At 39.0% G+C, this 19704-nt stretch carries 18 protein-coding genes; all 18 read left to right on the top strand.

What is annotated here, in order from left to right; translation table 11 throughout:
* Positions 1-11 precede the first annotated feature (11 nt).
* The 18 genes from EO125_RS05030 to nrdG all read left to right on the top strand — a co-directional run bounded on the left by EO125_RS05030 (position 12) and on the right by nrdG (position 19644).
* Positions 12-1256: an aminotransferase class I/II-fold pyridoxal phosphate-dependent enzyme gene (locus EO125_RS05030; protein WP_127147950.1), complete on the top strand. Its 1245-nt coding sequence runs from the start codon at positions 12-14 to the stop codon at positions 1254-1256.
* Between the two features lie 512 nt (positions 1257-1768).
* Positions 1769-2206, top strand: coding sequence for a division/cell wall cluster transcriptional repressor MraZ (gene mraZ / locus EO125_RS05025; RefSeq protein WP_127147949.1), 438 nt, complete (start codon positions 1769-1771; stop codon positions 2204-2206).
* Between the two features lie 10 nt (positions 2207-2216).
* Positions 2217-3149 (top strand): 16S rRNA (cytosine(1402)-N(4))-methyltransferase RsmH, encoded by a 933-nt coding sequence (gene rsmH / locus EO125_RS05020; RefSeq protein ID WP_127147948.1) that lies wholly within the window; start codon positions 2217-2219, stop codon positions 3147-3149.
* Between the two features lie 14 nt (positions 3150-3163).
* Positions 3164-3571: a cell division protein FtsL gene (locus EO125_RS05015; RefSeq protein ID WP_127147947.1), complete on the top strand. Its 408-nt coding sequence runs from the start codon at positions 3164-3166 to the stop codon at positions 3569-3571.
* A 49-nt stretch (positions 3572-3620) separates the two neighbouring features.
* Complete coding sequence (locus EO125_RS05010) at positions 3621-5105, top strand: UDP-N-acetylmuramoyl-L-alanyl-D-glutamate--2,6-diaminopimelate ligase (protein WP_127147946.1); 1485 nt, start codon at positions 3621-3623, stop codon at positions 5103-5105.
* A gap of 1 nt (position 5106) precedes the next feature.
* Entirely contained in the window at positions 5107-6471 is a 1365-nt protein-coding gene (gene murF, locus EO125_RS05005) for a UDP-N-acetylmuramoyl-tripeptide--D-alanyl-D-alanine ligase (RefSeq protein WP_127147945.1), read from the top strand.
* A gap of 17 nt (positions 6472-6488) precedes the next feature.
* The gene (gene mraY / locus EO125_RS05000; RefSeq protein WP_127147944.1) at positions 6489-7451 is read left to right on the top strand and encodes a phospho-N-acetylmuramoyl-pentapeptide-transferase; all 963 of its coding nucleotides are present in this window, start codon (positions 6489-6491) and stop codon (positions 7449-7451) included.
* A 62-nt stretch (positions 7452-7513) separates the two neighbouring features.
* Positions 7514-8866: a UDP-N-acetylmuramoyl-L-alanine--D-glutamate ligase gene (gene murD / locus EO125_RS04995; protein WP_127147943.1), complete on the top strand. Its 1353-nt coding sequence runs from the start codon at positions 7514-7516 to the stop codon at positions 8864-8866.
* 10 nt (positions 8867-8876) lie between these two features.
* Positions 8877-9983: an undecaprenyldiphospho-muramoylpentapeptide beta-N-acetylglucosaminyltransferase gene (gene murG / locus EO125_RS04990; RefSeq protein WP_127147942.1), complete on the top strand. Its 1107-nt coding sequence runs from the start codon at positions 8877-8879 to the stop codon at positions 9981-9983.
* 14 nt (positions 9984-9997) lie between these two features.
* Positions 9998-11371, top strand: coding sequence for a UDP-N-acetylmuramate--L-alanine ligase (murC, locus tag EO125_RS04985; RefSeq protein ID WP_127147941.1), 1374 nt, complete (start codon positions 9998-10000; stop codon positions 11369-11371).
* Between the two features lies 1 nt (position 11372).
* Positions 11373-12305: a D-alanine--D-alanine ligase gene (locus tag EO125_RS04980; protein WP_127147940.1), complete on the top strand. Its 933-nt coding sequence runs from the start codon at positions 11373-11375 to the stop codon at positions 12303-12305.
* Positions 12306-12313: 8 nt separating this feature from the next.
* Positions 12314-13180, top strand: coding sequence for a cell division protein FtsQ/DivIB (locus tag EO125_RS04975; RefSeq protein WP_127147939.1), 867 nt, complete (start codon positions 12314-12316; stop codon positions 13178-13180).
* A 161-nt stretch (positions 13181-13341) separates the two neighbouring features.
* Complete coding sequence (gene ftsZ / locus EO125_RS04970) at positions 13342-14358, top strand: cell division protein FtsZ (RefSeq protein ID WP_240630441.1); 1017 nt, start codon at positions 13342-13344, stop codon at positions 14356-14358.
* A gap of 22 nt (positions 14359-14380) precedes the next feature.
* Positions 14381-14956, top strand: a complete 576-nt coding sequence (locus EO125_RS04965; protein WP_127147937.1) for an outer membrane beta-barrel protein — start codon at positions 14381-14383, stop codon at positions 14954-14956.
* 256 nt (positions 14957-15212) lie between these two features.
* Positions 15213-15821, top strand: coding sequence for a hypothetical protein (locus EO125_RS04960; RefSeq protein WP_127147936.1), 609 nt, complete (start codon positions 15213-15215; stop codon positions 15819-15821).
* Positions 15808-16338 carry a biotin transporter BioY gene (locus tag EO125_RS04955; RefSeq protein ID WP_127147935.1) on the top strand — a complete coding sequence of 177 codons (531 nt, stop codon included), beginning with the start codon at positions 15808-15810 and terminating at the stop codon, positions 16336-16338. The genes EO125_RS04960 and EO125_RS04955 overlap by 14 nt, the downstream gene beginning before the upstream one ends.
* A gap of 632 nt (positions 16339-16970) precedes the next feature.
* The gene (gene nrdD, locus EO125_RS04950; protein WP_127147934.1) at positions 16971-19121 is read left to right on the top strand and encodes an anaerobic ribonucleoside-triphosphate reductase; all 2151 of its coding nucleotides are present in this window, start codon (positions 16971-16973) and stop codon (positions 19119-19121) included.
* Positions 19122-19146: 25 nt separating this feature from the next.
* Positions 19147-19644, top strand: coding sequence for an anaerobic ribonucleoside-triphosphate reductase activating protein (nrdG, locus tag EO125_RS04945; RefSeq protein WP_127147933.1), 498 nt, complete (start codon positions 19147-19149; stop codon positions 19642-19644).
* The last annotated feature ends 60 nt before the right edge of the window (positions 19645-19704 follow it).

Genomic DNA, 19704 nt, shown 5'->3' with positions numbered 1-19704 from the left:
AAGGTGTAACTATGAGTATAGCAGCAAAACAAGCCCGTGGAAAAAAAGCAAATGATGTGATTTTTGCGATTAACTCACAGGCACAAGAAGCAGCGAAACAATATGGCAAAGAAAATGTGTTAATTGGTACGGTAGGATCAATTTTAGATGAAGAAGGAGAAATTGTATTCTTAAAAACAGTAGAAACAGAATTTCGTAATTTGCCAAAAAATGAATATGTTGCCTATGCACCGATTGAGGGGTTAGCGGATTTTGTGGAGGCTTGCAAGCAAGAGTGTTTTGGTCAGTCTAGACCAGATGCCTATATCGAAGGGATTGCCACAGCAGGAGGTACAGGTGGAATTCATCATTTAGTGCATAACTACACTGAGCTAGGTAATAAGGTTATCACTGCCGATTGGTATTGGGGTGCTTATAAACAAATTTGCAATGACAATGGTCGTGAATTGGTAACATATCCATTATTTGATGAGAACTATGGATATAACTTTCCAGCCTTGGAAGAATTAGTTCGTGCCACAGCACAAGAACAGGAAAATGTGTTGATTATTTTTAATACACCTGGGAATAATCCTACAGGTTTCTCCCTATCTGAAAGTGATTGGGATAAGGTATTAGATTTAGTGAAAGAGATAGTAGACACAGGTAACAATAAAGTAATTATTGGAGTAGATGTGGCATACATTGATTTCTCGGGACCTAAGGAAGATGTACGTCGCTTCTTTAAAAAATTTGAACACTTGCCTAAAGATATTTTAACAGTCGCATGCTATAGCATTTCCAAAGGATTTACAATGTATGGTCAACGTGTTGGTTGTATGTTAGGCATTACTTCTGATAAAGAAGTGGCACAGGAGTTTTTTGATATTAACCAAATGACATCTCGTGGTACTTGGTCTAATATTAATCGACCAGCTATGCGTACGGTCGCTAATATCGTGCTTGATCCTGAAAAATTAAAACGCTATGAAGAAGAACGTAATTGTTACTCGCATCTTGTAGAAGAACGGGCAGCTATCTTAGAATGTGAAGGGAAAGGAATCAACTTACCAATGTTGCCATACATGGGTGGTTTCTTTGTAACGATTCCAAGCGATAATCCAAAAGAGTTATCAGATGAATTGAAAAAAGAAAATGTGTTTTTAATTCCTGTAGCAGGTGGTGTTCGTATTGCTGTATGTTCTATTCCAAAGCGACAAATTACAGGGTTAGCACAACGTATTTATGATGCAATGAAACGAGTAGGGCAATTGTAATACCTTGAAAGTTAATAAATAAAATAGATGTATCATGAGAATATAATGATAAGAAAGGGGCTGTAATACCACAGCCCTTATATAATAGAGAGGGAATTTGATTAAATAGCATCAATTTTTCTCTCTTTTTTTATATAAAGCGAGGCTATAACTAAAAGTACTTTTTACTTTTTTGTTATAGTCACTTTTTTTTGCTGTAGTTGGGTTATCTTACCAAATGATAAGAGTAGATTCTCACATTGTAAATTTATTTTGGTGAAAAGTGGAAAAATTTACCCACTTTTTACCACAGTTATAAATACCTAAAAATGTTTGATATAATCGTTAAAGATACGAACAAATATATAATTATTGATATATACATTTGCTGTTACTGTAGAGTTGAAATATTTTTGTATAAATATCTATAAATTGGGTGGTTATTTTGTTGTGAAAAGTGGGGGAATGTGGTAAAATTTACCATATAGTGGTAATGAGGACAAATAGGTGAGAGAAAAGGAGGTGTCCTTGCTATGTTTAAAGGTGAATTTTCACATACAATCGATAGTAAAGGACGCATGATCATTCCCGCCAAAATGCGTGAACAACTAGGAGAAACTTGTGTTGTGACACGATATTTTGATAATACCTTAGCCATTTATACCCAAGAAAAATTTGATGAAATTGCAAAAAAATTAAGTTCTCAAAGCTCAAATAAAGCCAATCAACGTGGGCTAGTTCGTTTTTTTGTAGGGGGTGCAGCTGACCTTGAGTTTGATAAACAAGGTCGAGTGTTGATACCTAGTAATCTACGTGCCCATGGTGAACTAAAAAAAGATGTAGTTGTGGTTGGTAATGGTGAACGCATCGAAATTTGGAGTAAAACTCGTTGGGAAGCATATAACAACGAAATTTACGGCAATATTGAGGCCATGGCAGAAGAACTTGATTTGGATGATATTGGATTTTAAGTGAGGAATTATGGACTTTCATCATGTGAGTGTATTACTCAATGAAACGCTAGAAGGATTGGCGATTAAACCAAATGGAACCTATGTGGACTGTACATTAGGTGGTGGTGGGCATTCCCATGCCATCGGTGAACATTTATCTTCAGAAGGTATGATGATTGGTTTAGATCAAGACGTAGCGGCATTAGAGGCGGCATCTCAACGATTATCTGATTTGTCTTGTCAGGTGAAAGTCATAAAAACTAACTTTTCCAACTTAAAACAAGCTTTGCAAGAGACTGGTATTTATGAAGTGGATGGATTTGTCTTTGACTTAGGTGTATCCAGTCATCAATTAGATACGGCGGAAAGAGGATTTTCTTATATGCAAGATGGTCCTTTAGATATGCGCATGAATCAAACTGGTACGTTGACCGCAGAAACGATAGTAAATACCTACTCTAGTGATGACTTATATCGGATTATTTGGGACTATGGTGAAGAACGATGGGCGAAACGGATTGTCCAATTCATTATAGAAGCTAGAGAGGAAGCACCTATCGTAACTACCTTTCAGTTGGTGGATATCATTAAACGTGCCATACCAGCAAAGGCTAGACAAGATGGACCACATCCAGCCAAACGAACCTTCCAAGCACTTCGTATCGAAGTCAATCAGGAATTGCAGATATTGCATGATGCTTTCGTAGATGCTGTATCTATGTTACACCCAGGTGGAAGAATCGCGGTGATTACTTTCCACTCCTTGGAAGATAGAATTACCAAGCAAACATTTAAAGAATTAGCGCAGGGATGTACCTGCCCACCGAATTTACCAGTTTGTGTGTGTCATCATGTACCTACAGTAAAAGCAAAAAATAAGGCTATAGAACCAAGTAATAAAGAAATAGAAGAGAATCCACGATCCCGTAGTGCCAAGTTGCGGGTGGCTGTAAAATTATAGTTAGGAGGAATACTATGTTAGTACGAAAGTCTACGTACTGGGAGCAATCAGCTCCTTATGTAGAGCCCGTCAGAAGAAAGAAAGTAAAAACACAAGCGTTTATTTGGGATTTAACTCCCGATATGCGTCAGTGTTTATTAACTGTATTACTGGCGATGGTATTAGGTATGACTTGCTTACTCTTAACAGGTGTAACAGAAAATGCACGTAAAGAAACAGTTAATTTACAGGAACAGATTGTATTAGAAAATCGTACTAATTATGAATATAATCTAGGCTTAGCAGAATTAAAGTCTCCTACGCGCATTCAAAAAATTGCGCAAGAAAAACTTGGCATGGTATTACCAGATAATTTCGTTTACACTAGTAAAAATACAGTGGAAGAACGCAATGTGACGATGAAAAAGGATATTAGAGAATGATGAAGGCAGTCCTTTTTGGGCTGCTTTCACTATGATTGGAGGAATCAATATGAAACGAGTGGAAGAAATTGTAAAGGTGGTATCTCCTACGAAAGTGGAAGGTCCTTTGACATCCGTTGTTAGCCATATTACGGCTGACTCTAGAACTGTACAAGAAGGTAGTTTGTTTATTTGTTTAGTGGGTGCTACAGTGGATGCTCATAATTTTGTAGATAGAGCTGTAGAAGATGGTGCAGTAGCGATTATTGCGTCTAAACCTGTGACAGTGCCAGAACATGTAGCTGTACTATATGTTGAGGATACAAGACAAGCCTTGCAAGATGCTGTTCCATTTTTTTATGATTATCCAGCATCTAAAATGCGTATGATTGGTGTCACAGGTACAAATGGTAAAACTACAACAACACATATTATTGGACATATGCTACGATCCCAAGGTCACACAGTGGGAATTATTGGAACAGTACATATCTTAATTGATGACCAATCGTACCCAATTCACAATACGACTCCAGATGTAGCGGATTTACAGCAAATATTACAACAAATGGTGGATGCTGGCGTCACACATTGTATTATGGAAGTATCTTCTCATGCCTTAGCATTAGGCCGTACAGAGGGTGTAGAATATGATACAGCCGTATTTACCAACTTGACACAAGACCATTTGGATTTTCACAAAACATTTGAGAATTATTTAGCAGCAAAAGCTAAGTTATTTAAACAGGTGAGTGACTCCTATCAAGTGAAAGAGGGTAAAGGGGCTGTCATCAATATAGATGATGCCTATGGTCAAGCCATTGTGGATGTTACCACGGCACCTATGATTACCTATAGTACAGAAGATAAAGGTACAATGAATGCGTCTGACTTAGCGATTACGGCTAAATCTTCCCAATTCACTTTATCTTATGAAGGAAACACCTATCCGATTTCTACAAAAATTGCAGGTATGTTTAACGTCTATAATACCATGGCAGCCGTAGGAGCAGCGTTGTATGAAGGGTTGACGATGGAACAAATTGTAACAGCATTGTCTACTTTCACAGCCGTACCAGGACGTTTCGAGCTCATTGAAGAAGGACAAGATTTTGCTGTCGTTGTGGATTACGCACATACGCCAGATGGACTAGAAAATATTTTACAAACAGCAAAGAAGATTGTAGAGAATCGTATTTTAGTTGTCTTTGGTTGCGGTGGTGATAGAGATGCAACAAAACGCCCAATTATGGGGCGTATTGCAGCCCAATTTGGTGATCGTGTATTTGTGACTTCCGATAACCCTCGTACGGAAGACCCTGTACAAATCGTAAAAGATGTAGAGGTAGGTGTGAAAGAAGGTTTACATGATGGTGTAACCTATGAAGTGATTGTAGACCGTCGTGAAGCTATTCATAAGGCAATTAAAGAGGCCACTACGGGAGATGTGGTTATCATTGCAGGTAAAGGGCATGAAGATTATCAAATTTTAAAAGATGAAACTATCCATTTTGATGATCGTGAAGTGGCAAGAGAAGCCTTGAAGGAGAGATAATATGGCACAATTTACAGTGCAAGAAGTACTAGAGGCAACACAAGGGATCTATAGAGGAACAAGTACGTACACCTTTGCTGATGTATCGACAGATACAAGAACAATCGGAGAAAATGGTCTGTTCGTGGCATTGGAAGGAATGACATTTAATGGTCATGATTTCTTAACAGTAGCTAAAGAGCGTGGTGCTACCGGTGCTGTAGTGAAACGCGGTAAAACGATAGAAGGCTTAGTTTGTATTGAAGTAGAAGATACATTACGAGCCTATCAACAGTTAGCAACCTATCATCGTAGACGCTTTCCAATCCCTATTATTGGAATTACTGGTTCTTCTGGGAAAACAACCACAAAAGAAATGATTAGCTCTGTGTTGGAAAAAGCTTTTACAGTATTAAAAACAGAGAAGAACTATAATAATGAAATTGGCGTTCCAAAAATGCTATTGCAATTGACGGAAGACCATGATGTATGCGTTCTTGAAATGGGGATGCGTGGACTTGGTCAAATTGCTGAATTAGCGGAGATTGCAGAGCCAACAATGGGTGTTATCACCAATGTAGGTACTAGTCATATTGAACTATTAGGGTCTCAAGCCAATATTGGAAAAGCGAAACGAGAATTGATTGAAGCATTACCAAGCACAGGAGCAGCTGTTTTGAATCATGATGATCCATTTGTTTTATCTATGAAAGAGGTAACGGATGCAAAGGTGATGACCTATGGTATGCAGGAGGGTTCTAACGTACAAGGAACTCAATTAGAATACACATCGAAAGGGATTACCTTTACTGTTCATGATATGTCTGGTGACTGGAATGTATTTTTGCCGATGATTGGGATTCATAATGTGTATGATGCGTTATCGGCGATTGCAGTAGGGACGATTTTAGGCGTACCGAAAGCAGAAATTGTGGAGGCTTTTAAAGAGTTTCTTGGCATACCTATGCGTCAAGAGATTGTAGCTTTTCCAACTTTCACAGTATTAAATGATGCGTACAATGCAAATCCCAATAGTATGGCAGAGTCCATTCGAGCTATGGGACAGTTGCAAGGGACACGTAAAATTGCTATGCTAGGAGATATGTTAGAATTAGGTGAGCATTCCAAAATAGCTCATGAAGAGATTGGCAGGATTCTCGGAGAAGAGCACTATGATATGGTGTTTACTTTCGGCGATATGATGAAGATAACTGCCTCCGTAGCAAAACAGGCAGGTGTTCCCTATGTCTATGTAGGAAAGAGTCATCTCGATATTGCTAATGCCTATTATGACGTAAAACAAGAAGGCGATGTGATTCTAGTGAAAGGATCCCGTGGTCTAAAAATGGAACGTATTATTGAAGATTTTAAAGAACGACATGAATAAGTAAGGAGACATGTGACATGAATATGGACTATGCATTAGCCTTTGGCTTAGCCCTAGTAAGTACATTAGTATTCGGTAAAATAGGGATTCCTCTATTGCAGCGATTGAAAGCACAACAGTCGATTCGTGAAGATGGACCTCAGGCACATTTAGCGAAAGCTGGAACACCAACTATGGGCGGGTTATTTATGATGCTAGCTTTAGTCATCACAGTTTGCATAGTACCACCCTATTCTGTAACATTGTGGATGCTATTATTTTTAACATTAGGTCATGGTCTATTAGGATTTAGTGATGATTTCATCAAGGCTGTGAAACGCCGTAATTTAGGTTTAACAGCAAAACAAAAATTATTAGGTCAAGCAGTGTTAGCTGTTATATTTTGCTATATTTCTATTGCTTATGCAGCATTGCCAACTACGTTATGGATTCCATTAGTAGATATCACTATAGATCTTGGTTATGCCTATTATGTATTGGCTTTTATTATTATTTTAGGGACAACAAATGCGGTTAACTTAACTGATGGCTTAGATGGATTGGCAACTGGTATTTCTGCTATTGCAGGGGCTGCCTTCGCAGTGGTAGGATTATTAGTAGGCTCCTTAAGTGTTACCTACTTTGGTATTGTCGTGAGTGCGGTTTGCTTAGGATTCTTATATTTTAATGCGAATCCAGCGAAAGTATTTATGGGAGATACAGGTTCCTTAGCACTAGGTGGGGCTTTTGCAGGGATGGCCATTGCTACAAAAACAGAATTGTTGTTAATTGTCATAGGCTTTGTCTTTGTAGTAGAAGCATTATCTGTTATTTTGCAGGTAGCATCTTTTAAAACTAGAGGAGCTCGTATTTTTCGTATGAGCCCCATTCACCATCACTTTGAATTAGGTGGGTGGAGTGAGCGAAAAGTGGTATATGTCTTCTGGTCCGTTTCTTTGGTAATGGCGTTATTAGGTATTGCACTTCTTAGTATGAAATAATATAGATTACGGCTCTACTAGTAAGGGCCGTTATTCTTGCATATAGAGTTAAGGTGGTTAGAATGGATTATTCAGGTTCTCATGTATTGGTATTAGGTGCAGGTCTTAGTGGTATTGGTGTAGCCCACACATTGGCTAAATTAGGCGCAACAGTGACCCTTAATGATTATAAAAAAATTGATTTTAATCCTGCTGAAAGTCAGCGTTTTGCAGAAAATTATATAGAAGTGATTACAGGGCAACAAGATTTTGTGTTGCTTGATACGGCTACGAGAGTGGTTGTCTCACCTGGTATTTCTTTAGAGATACCCATCATTCAAGAAGCGAAAAAAAGAAATATTCCTGTAGTAGGGGAAGTAGAAATTGCCTATGAAGTGTCAAAAGCTCCTATTTTAGGTGTTACAGGTACGAATGGCAAAACAACGACAACCTCTTTGTTGGCAGACGTATTGAAAGAAGCTAAATGGGATGTCTATGTGGGTGGTAATATTGGGTACTCTCTTAGTGAGCAAGCCTTAGTAGTGCCTGAAACAGGTGTGTTAGTGGCTGAGCTTTCATCTTACCAATTGGAGAGTATTGATAAGTTTCGCACTAAAGGGGCTATCTTGCTAAATGTGACACCAGACCATTTGTTGCGTCATAAAACGATGGAACGATACCAAGAGGCTAAGGAAAATATCTTCCGCAACCAAGAGTTAGGGGACTGGACCGTATTAAACTTTGATTATCCTATTGTGGCTGATATGGCAAAACGAGTAAAAGGACATGTGCTAGGAATTAGTCAAGAAAGACCTGTCACAGATGGCGCTTATTTTGAAAACAACACGTGTTATGCCGTGATGCATGGAAATGCTGTACCAGTGATTACGACAAAAGATATCCATATTCCAGGATCTCATAATATTGAAAATATTCTGAGTGTTATTGCTTTAACGTATGCGTTGGGTGTACCAGTAGAAGATATCTATCGGGCTATTGCAAAATTCCATGGTGTGGCACATCGTTTAGAACGCATTCGTACCTTGCATGGAGTTACGTATTATAACGATTCTAAAGCAACTAATACGGATTCTACCATTAAAGCTTTAGAGTCTTTCACTGCACCTCTTGTGTTGATTGCAGGTGGTAAGGATAAAATGACAGACCTAGAAGAAATGATGGAGTTAGTGAAAACGAATGTAAAAGAATTAATTCTTATTGGTGAAGCAGCACAGCGCTTTGCAGAAGCAGCTGTAATAGCCGGTGTAGCACATATTCATCGTTGCGAATCTATGGAAGAAGCTGTATCCTTAAGTGCTCGTATTGCAGAAGAGGGGGATGTGGTGTTATTATCTCCAGCCTGTGCAAGTTTTGACTGGTATGCACGATTTGAAGATAGAGGCGACCATTTCCGAAGATTAGTAGAACGATTGTAAGGGGTCATACATGAATATCATGATTTCAGGTGGGGGTACTGGAGGTCACATTTATCCAGCCCTCACGATTTATAAAACACTAGAAACGATGGTGGACGGTAAGTTTCTCTATGTAGGCACGGAAAGAGGGTTAGAATCAAGAATCGTGCCGAAAGAAGGGATTCCTTTTACTACATTACCTGTACAAGGGTTGCAGCGTAAATTATCTTTAGATACATTGGTAACAGCAGGTAAAACAGTATCCTCCTTATGGAAAGCAAATCAATTAATATCTGATTTTAAGCCAGATATTGTTATAGGTACTGGGGGATATGTATGTGGTCCGTTACTATTAGCAGCGGCTTTGCGTGGCATCCCTACATTAATTCAAGAACAAAATGTAGTGCCAGGCATTACGAATAAAATATTAAGTCAGTTTGTCGATGTAGTAGCTGTAGGATATGAAGAAGCGATTCCACATTTTCCAAAGGCAAAACAAGTGGTATATACAGGAAATCCCGTGCGCCCCAATGTGGTGACTGCGAATCGGGAAGAGGCTAGAGCATACTTCGGTTTACAAGAAGGACAAACAGCTATTTTAGTAGCTGGTGGATCCCGTGGTGCACGGAGTATTAATACAGCTATGCAAGCCGTTCATGAACACTATAAAGGCAGAGAAGATATTAAAATTATCCATGCTACAGGTACGGATGAATACAGTCGAGTTTGTGAAAGCTTGGGTATACAAGAGGGAGAAGTTTACAGCTCAACATCACATATTGTTCCTTATTTAGATAATATGGATACGGCTATGGCTGCATCAGATATGGCGATATTTAGATCAGGAGCCATAGGGCTAGCAGAATTAGCGGTGCGTGGTATACCATCTATTTTAATCCCTTATCCTTATGCAGCTGCTGACCATCAAACATTTAATGCGAAAGCATTTGTAGACGCTGGTGCGTCTACGATGATAGTAGATAAAGAATTAAACGGTACAAGGTTATTGCAAGCGGTAGATGCAATGTTAGAGGATCAGGGATGCTGTCAACGTATGGGTCAAGCTACATTACAATTAGGAAAGCCTGAGGCAGCTATAGAAATTGCTAAGTTGGCACTATCTATTAAGAAATCATAGGAGGGAGTATCTCTATGTTAGATACCTATCAACGTATACATTTAATCGGCATCGCCGGTTCTGGCATGCGTGCCATTGCGCATGTATTGATTGAAAAAGGATTTATTGTATCTGGTTCCGATATTCAAGAATCTGCGATTACAGAAAAATTTAGAAATGCAGGGGCTACTATTTTTATGGGCCATGATGCTACTCATGTAGAAGGAGTGGATGTGGTTATTCGCTCTACTGCGATCCATGATGATAACCCTGAAATTGTAGGGGCTAGAGAGCGAAATATTCCAATTTTACACCGTTCCGACGTGGTAAAAGCAGTGTTAGATGAAACCTATGGTATTGCTGTGGCAGGTGCACATGGTAAGACTACAACGACGTCTATGATTGGACAAATCTTTATGGAAGCACAGCAAGATCCTACTATCATCATCGGTGGAGAAGTAGATTATTTAAATGGTAGTAGCCATGTAGGTAAAGGTAAATATAGTATCGCTGAAGCTGATGAAAGCGATGGGTCTTTCCTGCACTTAAATCCTAAGCGCATTGTCATCACGAATATTGAAAATGACCATATGGACCATTATCGGACAGTGGAAAACTTGTTGCGAGCTTTCACAGAGTTTTCCATGAAATTACCAGAAGATGGTATTGCTGTGGTATGTGGTGATAATCCTTCGATTCGACGGATTATGCCAGATATTAAACGTCAATGCATTACGTATGGTTTAGGAGCAGGCAACGATTATCGTATTGACAACTTACGCATTGAGCAAGGCATAACTACCTTTGAAGTAATCCATAAAGATGCCGTATTAGGTACGTTACGACTAGCGGTACCAGGTCAACATAATGCGTTGAATGCACTAGGTGCACTTGTAGTGGCTTTAGGAGAAGGAATCTCCTTTGAAGTGGTTGCCAGAGCATTGCATAAATTTATCGGTGCGAAACGTCGCTTTGAGACAAAAGGACATGTAAAAGACGTTTGGGTGGTAGATGATTATGCGCATCATCCTACAGAAATTGCGGCTACAATTAAGGCAGCAAAATCTTTGGAAGACCATCGAGTAGTAATTTTATTCCAGCCACATCGGTATAGTCGTACTAAATTGCTACTACGTGAATTTGGTACAGCTTTCAAAGAAGCTGATCTAGTATTTATTACAGACATTTACAGTGCTGGTGAAAAACCAGAAGCAGGCATCGATGGTATGTCCATTCCATTGATGATTAAAGAATTAACAGGTAAAGAGATTCATTATGTGGCGGATGTGAATACACTGCCAGAAACTGTACTAGAGTTCATTCAACCTAATGATTTAGTCATCACTATGGGGGCAGGTAATATTAATCAATTTGGACCTAAACTTTTAGCTTTATTGGAGGAAAAATAAAGTGAAGGATAAACGTATTATTGTCCTCATGGGAGGACCATCAAAAGAAGCTGATGTATCGAGAAGAACGGCTGCTGCTATTGCGGAAGCATTACAAAGAAAAGGGTATGCAGCTACAACATTAGAATGTAATCCGAATACAGTAGTACAAGATTTACAAGATTTAAACTGTGATGTTGTATTTAATGCCATCCATGGCAAATATGGGGAAGATGGCGCCTTACAAGGGGCCCTTGAAATGGCAGGTATTCCTTATACAGGATCTGGTGTAATGGCGCATGCGGTAGGAATGAATAAAAAAATGAGCAAACATGTATTTATAGGGGCTCAGATTCCTACAGCTAATTCAAAATCCTATGATAGTCAATTACAACCTGTGGATATGATTTTAGAAGATATTCATGCTAACTTTACAGTGCCATTTGTTGTGAAAGCAGCTAGTCAAGGTTCTAGTATTGGGGTAGCAATTATTAAGGATGAAGCCACTGTTGATGCGGAAGTAAAACAAGTATTAGACATAGACCATGTCATCGTAGTGGAAGAATTTGTTGATGGTAGAGAATTTACTGTATCTGTATTAGATGGTAAAGCATTACCAGTGATTGAAATTCGACCACATTCGGGTGAATATGATTATGCTTCTAAATACACAACTGGTGCTACTGACTATTTAGTGCCAGCACCGATTACAAAAGAACAAGCTACTACTATGCAACGCATTGGCGAAGCTGTATATCAACAAATGCAATGCGCTGGTGTCATTCGTGTGGACATTATGATGAACAGCACAGATGACATGTTTGTACTGGAATATAATACAGTACCGGGTATGACGGCTACATCTTTGGTACCTAAAGCAGCAAAAGCTATGGGGATTGAATTTCCTGAATTGTGTGAACAAATTCTTCATTCAGCTGGATTGCATAAATTTTAGGAGTCACTATGAATGTAAATGGGTTTCAAACGCAAGAGGAGCAGAGTGTTCCTCCATTTGAGGAACAACCAACGAATGAAAGACAGAGCCATCCTATAGAAGATGGTTGGGAAGTTGTGACCATAGATACACCAGAAGGACCTAAACGTGTACGGCGTAGGCGAAAGTTAAAACCACGTAAACAATCAAAGCCAGCGGTCTGGAAGGTAGTCGTTGGTGCCTGCATATTAATCGGTCTCTTTACATTCCCGTTGCCAATTGGTCAAATTCAGGTGACAGGAACTAGTCAATTAACGTCAGAAGATGTGGTACACATAGGTGATTTAGGGTATCCTGTCAATATTTTACGGGTTAGAACGGGCGCTTTAGAAGAGCGTTTACAAAAGGATATACGTGTGGATACGGCACATGTATCCTATGCATTACCACTTACTTTGCAGGTAGATGTGAAAGAACGGAAAGCTATGGTTGTGGTTCCCTCTCAATTTGGGTTTGTTTCCTTGGATCGACATGGTATGGTCATTGCTAGTAGTGCCACCATTCCTGATACAACGGTACCCATTATTTCTGGAGTGCGGTTAGGGAATGCATTATTAGGTGATACTGTCGAAGCTGAGGGAATCCGTGGACCCATTGCGTATATGGAGGCTTTCACAGAAGATAAACGAAAACAAATTGGTGAAATCAATGTAGGTGATGCCGATAAAATGATTGCCTATACAGTAGAAGGACTGCCAATTCATATTGGTGATCGTAATAATTTAGAAGAAAAAGCAAAAATAACTGCAGATATGCTTGTGGATATTGCACAGCGTCATGTATCCGCTGAGTTTATTGATGTAAATATTAAGTCGCCCTTTATAAAAACGCAATGAGTATATGATGTGTAGAAATATAAAGTCTTTTTGACTTTCATTGAAAAAATATAAAATATATTGTAAAATAAAAGCAAATTATAAATGATAAGATACACTAGTAGAGTAATGTCATTGTATAGTATATGAAATATATCTCTAGTAAAGAGGAGGAGCATTCGATGTCAGAGTTTGCAAAAATTAAAGTTATTGGTGTTGGTGGCGGCGGTGGAAATGCCGTATCTCGTATGATTGGTAGCGACTTGGAAAATGTTGATTTCCTAGTAGCTAATACAGAAACACAAGCATTAGATGGTACGAATGTACCTGTTCGCATCCAAATTGGTGAGAAGGCTACTAAAGGCTTAGGCGCTGGTGCGAATCCAGAAGTAGGTCGTGAAGCAGCGGAAGAAAGTCGCGAAGATATTTTGAAAGCATTACAAGGTGCTGACATGGTATTCGTTACTGCTGGTATGGGTGGTGGCACTGGTACTGGTGCAGCTCCTGTAGTAGCAGAATGTGCTCGTGAAGCTGGTGCATTGACTGTTGGTGTTGTAACAAAACCATTCGGTTTCGAAGGTAAAAAACGTAAAGAACAAGCTGAACGTGGTATTGAAGCATTAACTGGTAAAGTGGATACTATCATCACAATTCCAAATGACCGTTTGTTGGGTATCATTGATCGTAAAACTTCCTTGAAAGATGCGTTCTTAACAGCTGACGAAGTATTGCGTCAAGGTATCAAAGGTATTTCCGACTTAATTACAAAACCAGGTTTAATCAACCTTGACTTTGCTGACGTAAAAACTATCATGACGAACCAAGGTGAAGCATTGATGGGTATCGGCGTAGGCGAAGGTGAAAACCGCGCTGTAGATGCTGCGAAACAAGCAATCAATAGCCCACTATTGGAAACTTCCATTGACGGTGCAAAAGGCATCTTGTTAAACATCACTGGTAGCGAAGAATTAAGCTTATTTGAAATCAATGAAGCAGCAGAAATTATTTCTGAAGCAGCAGATCCAGAGGCAAATATTATCTTCGGTTCTGTTATCGATGAAAATGTAGGCGACAAAGTGTACATCACTGTGGTAGCTACTGGTTTTGGTGACCAAGGTTCTTCTAATGGTTTTGCTCGTAAAAGCCCATTCGGTGCTACTGGCAACTCTCCAGACGTACCAGCTTTCATGAAACGATAAGATTCTCAAAAAGGAGGATATTATGAAGAAAATCATAGTAGCCACAGCGGTATTAGCTGCCTTTGGTGTTTCCGCGTTTGCCGCATCTGTGCCTGTAACTGAAGTGACTAATGGTGAAACAAAAGTAGCAGTAGAGTATTCTGTATCTAAAAAAACAGCTCATGACACAAAACGTAAAGATGGCTTTGGCGTATCTGCTCAACAAGGATTATCTGATAATTTAGCGGCACAATATTCTTTCAATAAAGTACATCGTACAGGTGCTGATATTAAAGATCATCAATTGGCTGGTGCTTATGCGGTACATCCTAATATCAATATCTATGGTGCTGGTACCTATGTAGATATGGGACCTAAACAAAACGGGTTTGGTTATCAAGCGGGTGTGATTGGACATACTCAATTAGCTGATAAAATTGAAGGCTTTGCTAAAGTGGGCTTTGGTAATGATATTAAAGGAACTTACCAAGTGGGAGCTTCCTATGGATTACGTCCAGATATTGATTTAAATGTGTACTATCAATATGATCAATACAATATGAACCAAAATAAGACTGATGTAAAAGGATTACATGCAGGTGTAGGGTATTCTTTCTAATTTGAAAGTACCCTATCTGTAGTACGGGTATGCATCATGTGGGGACTGTAGTGTAAGAGATTAAACTCTGCATTACAGTCCTTTTGATTCCTTTATATGACAAATATGAGCAAGCAATCATTATATGTAAACAATAATTTGAAAAATAAGTTGACTATAGGCAGTTTGATTAATTATAATAAAGGTGTAACAGAATGTAAGAATCATGTAAGCTTGTAAGAACCAGTATACCCATACCATGGGGAGGGGAGGCACTATGCATACACTATGTAAGGGCTTAACAAGTGTAAGGGAAATTCCTAATACCGTGTTTGTACGTAATGTGCAATTTAAACGAACTACAAGATCACCACAGTTACAAATTAACTATACCCCAAGAAAGCAAGAACATATAGTGACGGTTTGTAATTCAAAAGGCACCTTAGTGTCCACGATGTTAGAACAGTTTGATTCCGAACGGAATCACCATGATGAAGTTTCATTGGGGGAAATGCCAAAGGTTTGGCCAGGAGAGTTAAAAGACAGAACAAGAACAAAGTTTGTGTTTACACCAGAATCGATTCTTGAGTTTGTGGATGCCATTCAAGATGATAATCCCATCTATCGGGAAGAAGTTCCTATAGTACCAGAATTAATGGTTTTATCACATATGGCCCATCACGTGTTGGATGAATCGATGTTACTTCAATTAGATATTACGTTTTCTGCACCATTTTATGGTGGAGATGTTATTTCTGTAGAAAAACTTGAAATCCATTCAGAAAAGCATACGCAAATTGGTGAGTGTGAATTAGTCGGTACTCATGGAGGGCGTGCTCGTTGTAAATGGATTTATGAAGAGGAGTTAATGAATGTTAAAGACTAGAGATTTGACAAAAATGGCGTTACTCGTGGCATTAGCTTGTGTAATGGCTCAATTATCGGTTCCAAACCCAATGGGGGTAGGAATGATTTCTTTAATTACCGTTGCACTTTGTTTGATTGGTCTATTATTGCCACCAAAGCAAGCATTTTTGACAGTATTAGTCTATGTTTTATTAGGAGCAGTTGGATTACCTGTATTTACTGGATTTACCGGTGGTATGGGAAAAATACTGGGACCTACAGGCGGATTTATTCTAATTTGGCCGATTGCATATACAGCTGTTAGTTGTCTGAAAGGAACTGAAAAGCGGTTTCTTAGATATGCTGTCGTAGCGACTGTGGTAAGCATAGTCATTACCTATGTAGCGGCAGTACCTTACTTTATGTCTGTTGCCAATATACCATTTACAGTTGATGGATTACATAAAGCCTTGGGGATTTTATTTTATCCATTTGTGTTGGGTGATATATTGAAAGCCATCCTATCTGCATGGATTGCTACAAAAATTAAATTATAAGACCTAGGTTATGAAAAGCGATTAGATCCTGTTGGATGTAGTCGCTTTTTTGTGTTCGGTGTATTGTATCTATTGCTGAGGGACGAGAGATTGCTCTTGAAAGATTAGGGGAATGTCAACGCATGTCCTATATCAATTAGTCATTCGTTGAAAGCCCTTTATCCATGCAATTTATTGATTCACAAAGTGTGGTAGTTCTCCGAAATTATATGATTCTATGATTTTTTACAAGTTTACTATATCTAATTGGTATACATGATATAGTGGTTTGGATTGAAATTACCTACAAGATGTTGTAAACTAAAGTCAATGATACCCATGCAGGGTAGTCTCTAGTGAAACATCTAACACTATACTAGATGATTAGACACATGAGTAAGTTCTTGAAAACAATGGTCCTAGAACTTATCGAATGCCTAGACACTAAAAATTAAGTAAGAATACTCTACAAGTGTAGACAAACTATAGACAGGAGCAGAGACTGCTCTTTTTATATGTCTACATTTTGATTTAACTATGCAATGTATATGCAGTAAGTGTATCTGTTATATATTGCGTATAGTTCATACTGAATCGAATGTCCATCGTGCTCATACTGGCATAGGGGGCATGAGTCAATAGGAGGTTATATTATGATACAGGTAATAAAACGGGATGGCAAAGAGGCTGCCTTTGATAAGGAAAAGATCATTGTAGCTATCGAAAAGGCTATGCATAGTAGTACGGGGGTGTATACGCCAGGATTGGCATTGCAAATCGCCAATGAAATCGAAGCCTATGCTGAAAAAATGGGACGTAATATTACCATCTATGCCATTGAAGATCAAGTGTATTATAAGCTCCTAGAAAATAATAATCCTGCCACCGCTCGTGCTTATGAAAATTATAAAGCAGTACAAGCTTTCAAACGTGTGGAAAATACAACGGATAAAGATGTCTTTGGTTTGCTTAATCGGTCTAATGTAGCAGTTCTAGATGAAAATTCTAATAAAGATGCATCTATTGTGTCCACACAGCGCGATTTAATTGCAGGGGAAGTGAGCAAGGATATTGCTCGTAGAAAGTTGATTCCTACGGATATTGTACAAGCTCATGACAGCGGTGCCATCCATTTCCATGATATGGACTATATCATTCAACCTATGTTTAATTGCTGTTTGGTCAACTTAGAAGATATGTTGACGAACGGCACCGTTATCAATGGAAAGCGCATTGATACGCCTAAATCCTTTCAAGTGGCATGTACGGTAACAACACAGATCATTGCGCAGGTGGCGTCTGGTCAATATGGCGGGCAAAGCATTAACGGCATCGATCGTATATTGGCTCCTTATGTACGGAAATCCTATGATAAATATTTGGAGTTAACACTGCAAGAACAAGTGGAAGTGTATGGCATGACTCCAGATGTGAAAAAAGCAGAAGAAATTGCCTGGAACCGCACGAAAAAAGAGGTAAAAGACGGCATACAAACTATACAGTACCAAATCAATACCTTAATGACCACCAATGGACAAGCGCCTTTTGTAACCTTGTTTATGCACTTTGATCCCAATAGCGAACTAGCAAAAGAAGCTGCGTTAATCGATGAAGAAATTTTGAAACAGCGTATCCAAGGCATTAAAAATGAAGCTGAGGTGTACATTACACCAGCTTTCCCTAAGTTGATTTATGTGCTAGATGAACACAATGTACATCCAACTAGCGAATACTACTATTTAACAGAATTGGCAGCACAATGTACGGCGAAACGCATGTACCCAGACTATATTTCCGCGAAAAAAATGAAAGAAATCTATGAGGGCAATGTATTTGCTCCTATGGGATGCCGCTCCTTCTTGTCTCCTTGGAAAAATGACAAGGGCGAGTATGTATTCAATGGTCGCTTTAATATGGGCGTAGTGAGCTTGAATTTACCGCAAATTGGAATTTTAGCACAAGGTAAGGAAGATGTGTTTTTTGAAATTCTTGAAAAACGGTTAGAATTAGCAGAAAAAGCCTTGTTATTCCGCTATGATTTATTGAAAGATGTGACCAGTGATGTGTCACCGATTCATTGGCAATATGGTGCCATTGCTCGCTTGCCTAAGGGGGCGCCAATTCGTCCTTTACTAGAAGGTGGGTATGCAACGATTTCTTTGGGCTATATCGGCTTATATGAGGCGACCAAGCTAATTGTAGGCGATTCCAATACATCGGACACAGGCCATGAGTTTGCCAGAAAAGTGATGGAACGTTTGCATAATGCGACGGAAACATGGCGCAGCAAACACAACATCGGATTTGCCCTCTATGGGACGCCAGCTGAAAGTTTGACAAATCGTTTTTCCTCCATTGATAGAGCACGATTTGGAGAAATTCCAGATATTACAGACAAAGGGTACTATACCAATAGTTACCATGTGAACGTTCGGGAGGAAATCAATGTATTCGATAAATTTGCTTTCGAATCGGAGTTCCAAAAATTATCCACAGGAGGATGTATTTCCTATGCGGAAATCCCTAATATGAATAACAATATTCCTGCGTTGTTGACCATGATGCAGTATATTTACGATACCATTTCCTATGCGGAGTTTAATACGAAATCTGACTATTGCCATGAATGTGGATTTGATGGTGAGATTATTGTAAATGATCAAGTACAATGGGAATGCCCTCGTTGTCATAATACCAATCGTGATACTTTGACGGTCATTCGTAGAACTTGCGGATACTTAGGGGAAAACTTCTGGAACGAAGGCCGTACGAAAGAGATTAAAGATCGAGTAATGCATATTTAATACTCTGATGAAAGAAGGTTGTACTATGCGCTATGGTCAGCTTAGACAATACGATATTGCCAATGGTGAGGGCATTCGTACATCCTTATTTGTCACTGGGTGTACCCATGGCTGCTACAATTGCTTTAACGAGGAATATCAAGATTTTTCCGCTGGCAAAGAATGGACTGAAGACGATACACAGCGATTGTTATCTTATATAGCAGCTCCTGCATGCAGTGGATTAACCTTGCTGGGAGGAGAACCGTTTCAAAATATTGACGGATTGGTACCCTTAGTGGACAGAGTATTAACAGTAGCACAGCAGAAACCAATTTGGGTGTACTCGGGATATACTTATGAAGAAATATTGGCGTGCCCTAATAAACGACAATTACTAGAGCGGTGCCATATCTTAGTGGATGGGAAATTCGTGGATGAGTTACGAGATCCTGGGCTGGCATTTAGAGGCAGTAGCAATCAGCGGATTATTGATATACAAGCGTCCTTGGAACAGGGCGATGTAGTTTTGTATATGGAATAGAATGCTTTAATTAACTGAAAATTATACAATGACGGATGTTTGATTTAAAGAGTTAAACAT

Source organism: Veillonella sp. VA139 (assembly GCF_003992005.1).
Taxonomy (GTDB): Bacteria; Bacillota; Negativicutes; order Veillonellales; family Veillonellaceae; genus F0422.
This window is presented reverse-complemented; position numbering and strand designations above follow the sequence as displayed.

Bases quoted from the DNA above. Each gene is read 5' to 3' on its own strand.
- EO125_RS05030 (WP_127147950.1), top strand. From the start codon at position 12: ATGAGTATAGCAGCAAAACAAGCCCGTGGAAAAAAAGCAAATGATGTG.
- mraZ (WP_127147949.1), top strand. From the start codon at position 1,769: ATGTTTAAAGGTGAATTTTCACATACAATCGATAGTAAAGGACGCATG.
- rsmH (WP_127147948.1), top strand. From the start codon at position 2,217: ATGGACTTTCATCATGTGAGTGTATTACTCAATGAAACGCTAGAAGGA.
- EO125_RS05015 (WP_127147947.1), top strand. From the start codon at position 3,164: ATGTTAGTACGAAAGTCTACGTACTGGGAGCAATCAGCTCCTTATGTA.
- EO125_RS05010 (WP_127147946.1), top strand. From the start codon at position 3,621: ATGAAACGAGTGGAAGAAATTGTAAAGGTGGTATCTCCTACGAAAGTG.
- murF (WP_127147945.1), top strand. From the start codon at position 5,107: ATGGCACAATTTACAGTGCAAGAAGTACTAGAGGCAACACAAGGGATC.
- mraY (WP_127147944.1), top strand. From the start codon at position 6,489: ATGAATATGGACTATGCATTAGCCTTTGGCTTAGCCCTAGTAAGTACA.
- murD (WP_127147943.1), top strand. From the start codon at position 7,514: ATGGATTATTCAGGTTCTCATGTATTGGTATTAGGTGCAGGTCTTAGT.
- murG (WP_127147942.1), top strand. From the start codon at position 8,877: ATGAATATCATGATTTCAGGTGGGGGTACTGGAGGTCACATTTATCCA.
- murC (WP_127147941.1), top strand. From the start codon at position 9,998: ATGTTAGATACCTATCAACGTATACATTTAATCGGCATCGCCGGTTCT.
- EO125_RS04975 (WP_127147939.1), top strand. From the start codon at position 12,314: ATGAATGTAAATGGGTTTCAAACGCAAGAGGAGCAGAGTGTTCCTCCA.
- ftsZ (WP_240630441.1), top strand. From the start codon at position 13,342: ATGTCAGAGTTTGCAAAAATTAAAGTTATTGGTGTTGGTGGCGGCGGT.
- EO125_RS04965 (WP_127147937.1), top strand. From the start codon at position 14,381: ATGAAGAAAATCATAGTAGCCACAGCGGTATTAGCTGCCTTTGGTGTT.
- EO125_RS04960 (WP_127147936.1), top strand. From the start codon at position 15,213: ATGCATACACTATGTAAGGGCTTAACAAGTGTAAGGGAAATTCCTAAT.
- EO125_RS04955 (WP_127147935.1), top strand. From the start codon at position 15,808: ATGTTAAAGACTAGAGATTTGACAAAAATGGCGTTACTCGTGGCATTA.
- nrdD (WP_127147934.1), top strand. From the start codon at position 16,971: ATGATACAGGTAATAAAACGGGATGGCAAAGAGGCTGCCTTTGATAAG.
- nrdG (WP_127147933.1), top strand. From the start codon at position 19,147: ATGCGCTATGGTCAGCTTAGACAATACGATATTGCCAATGGTGAGGGC.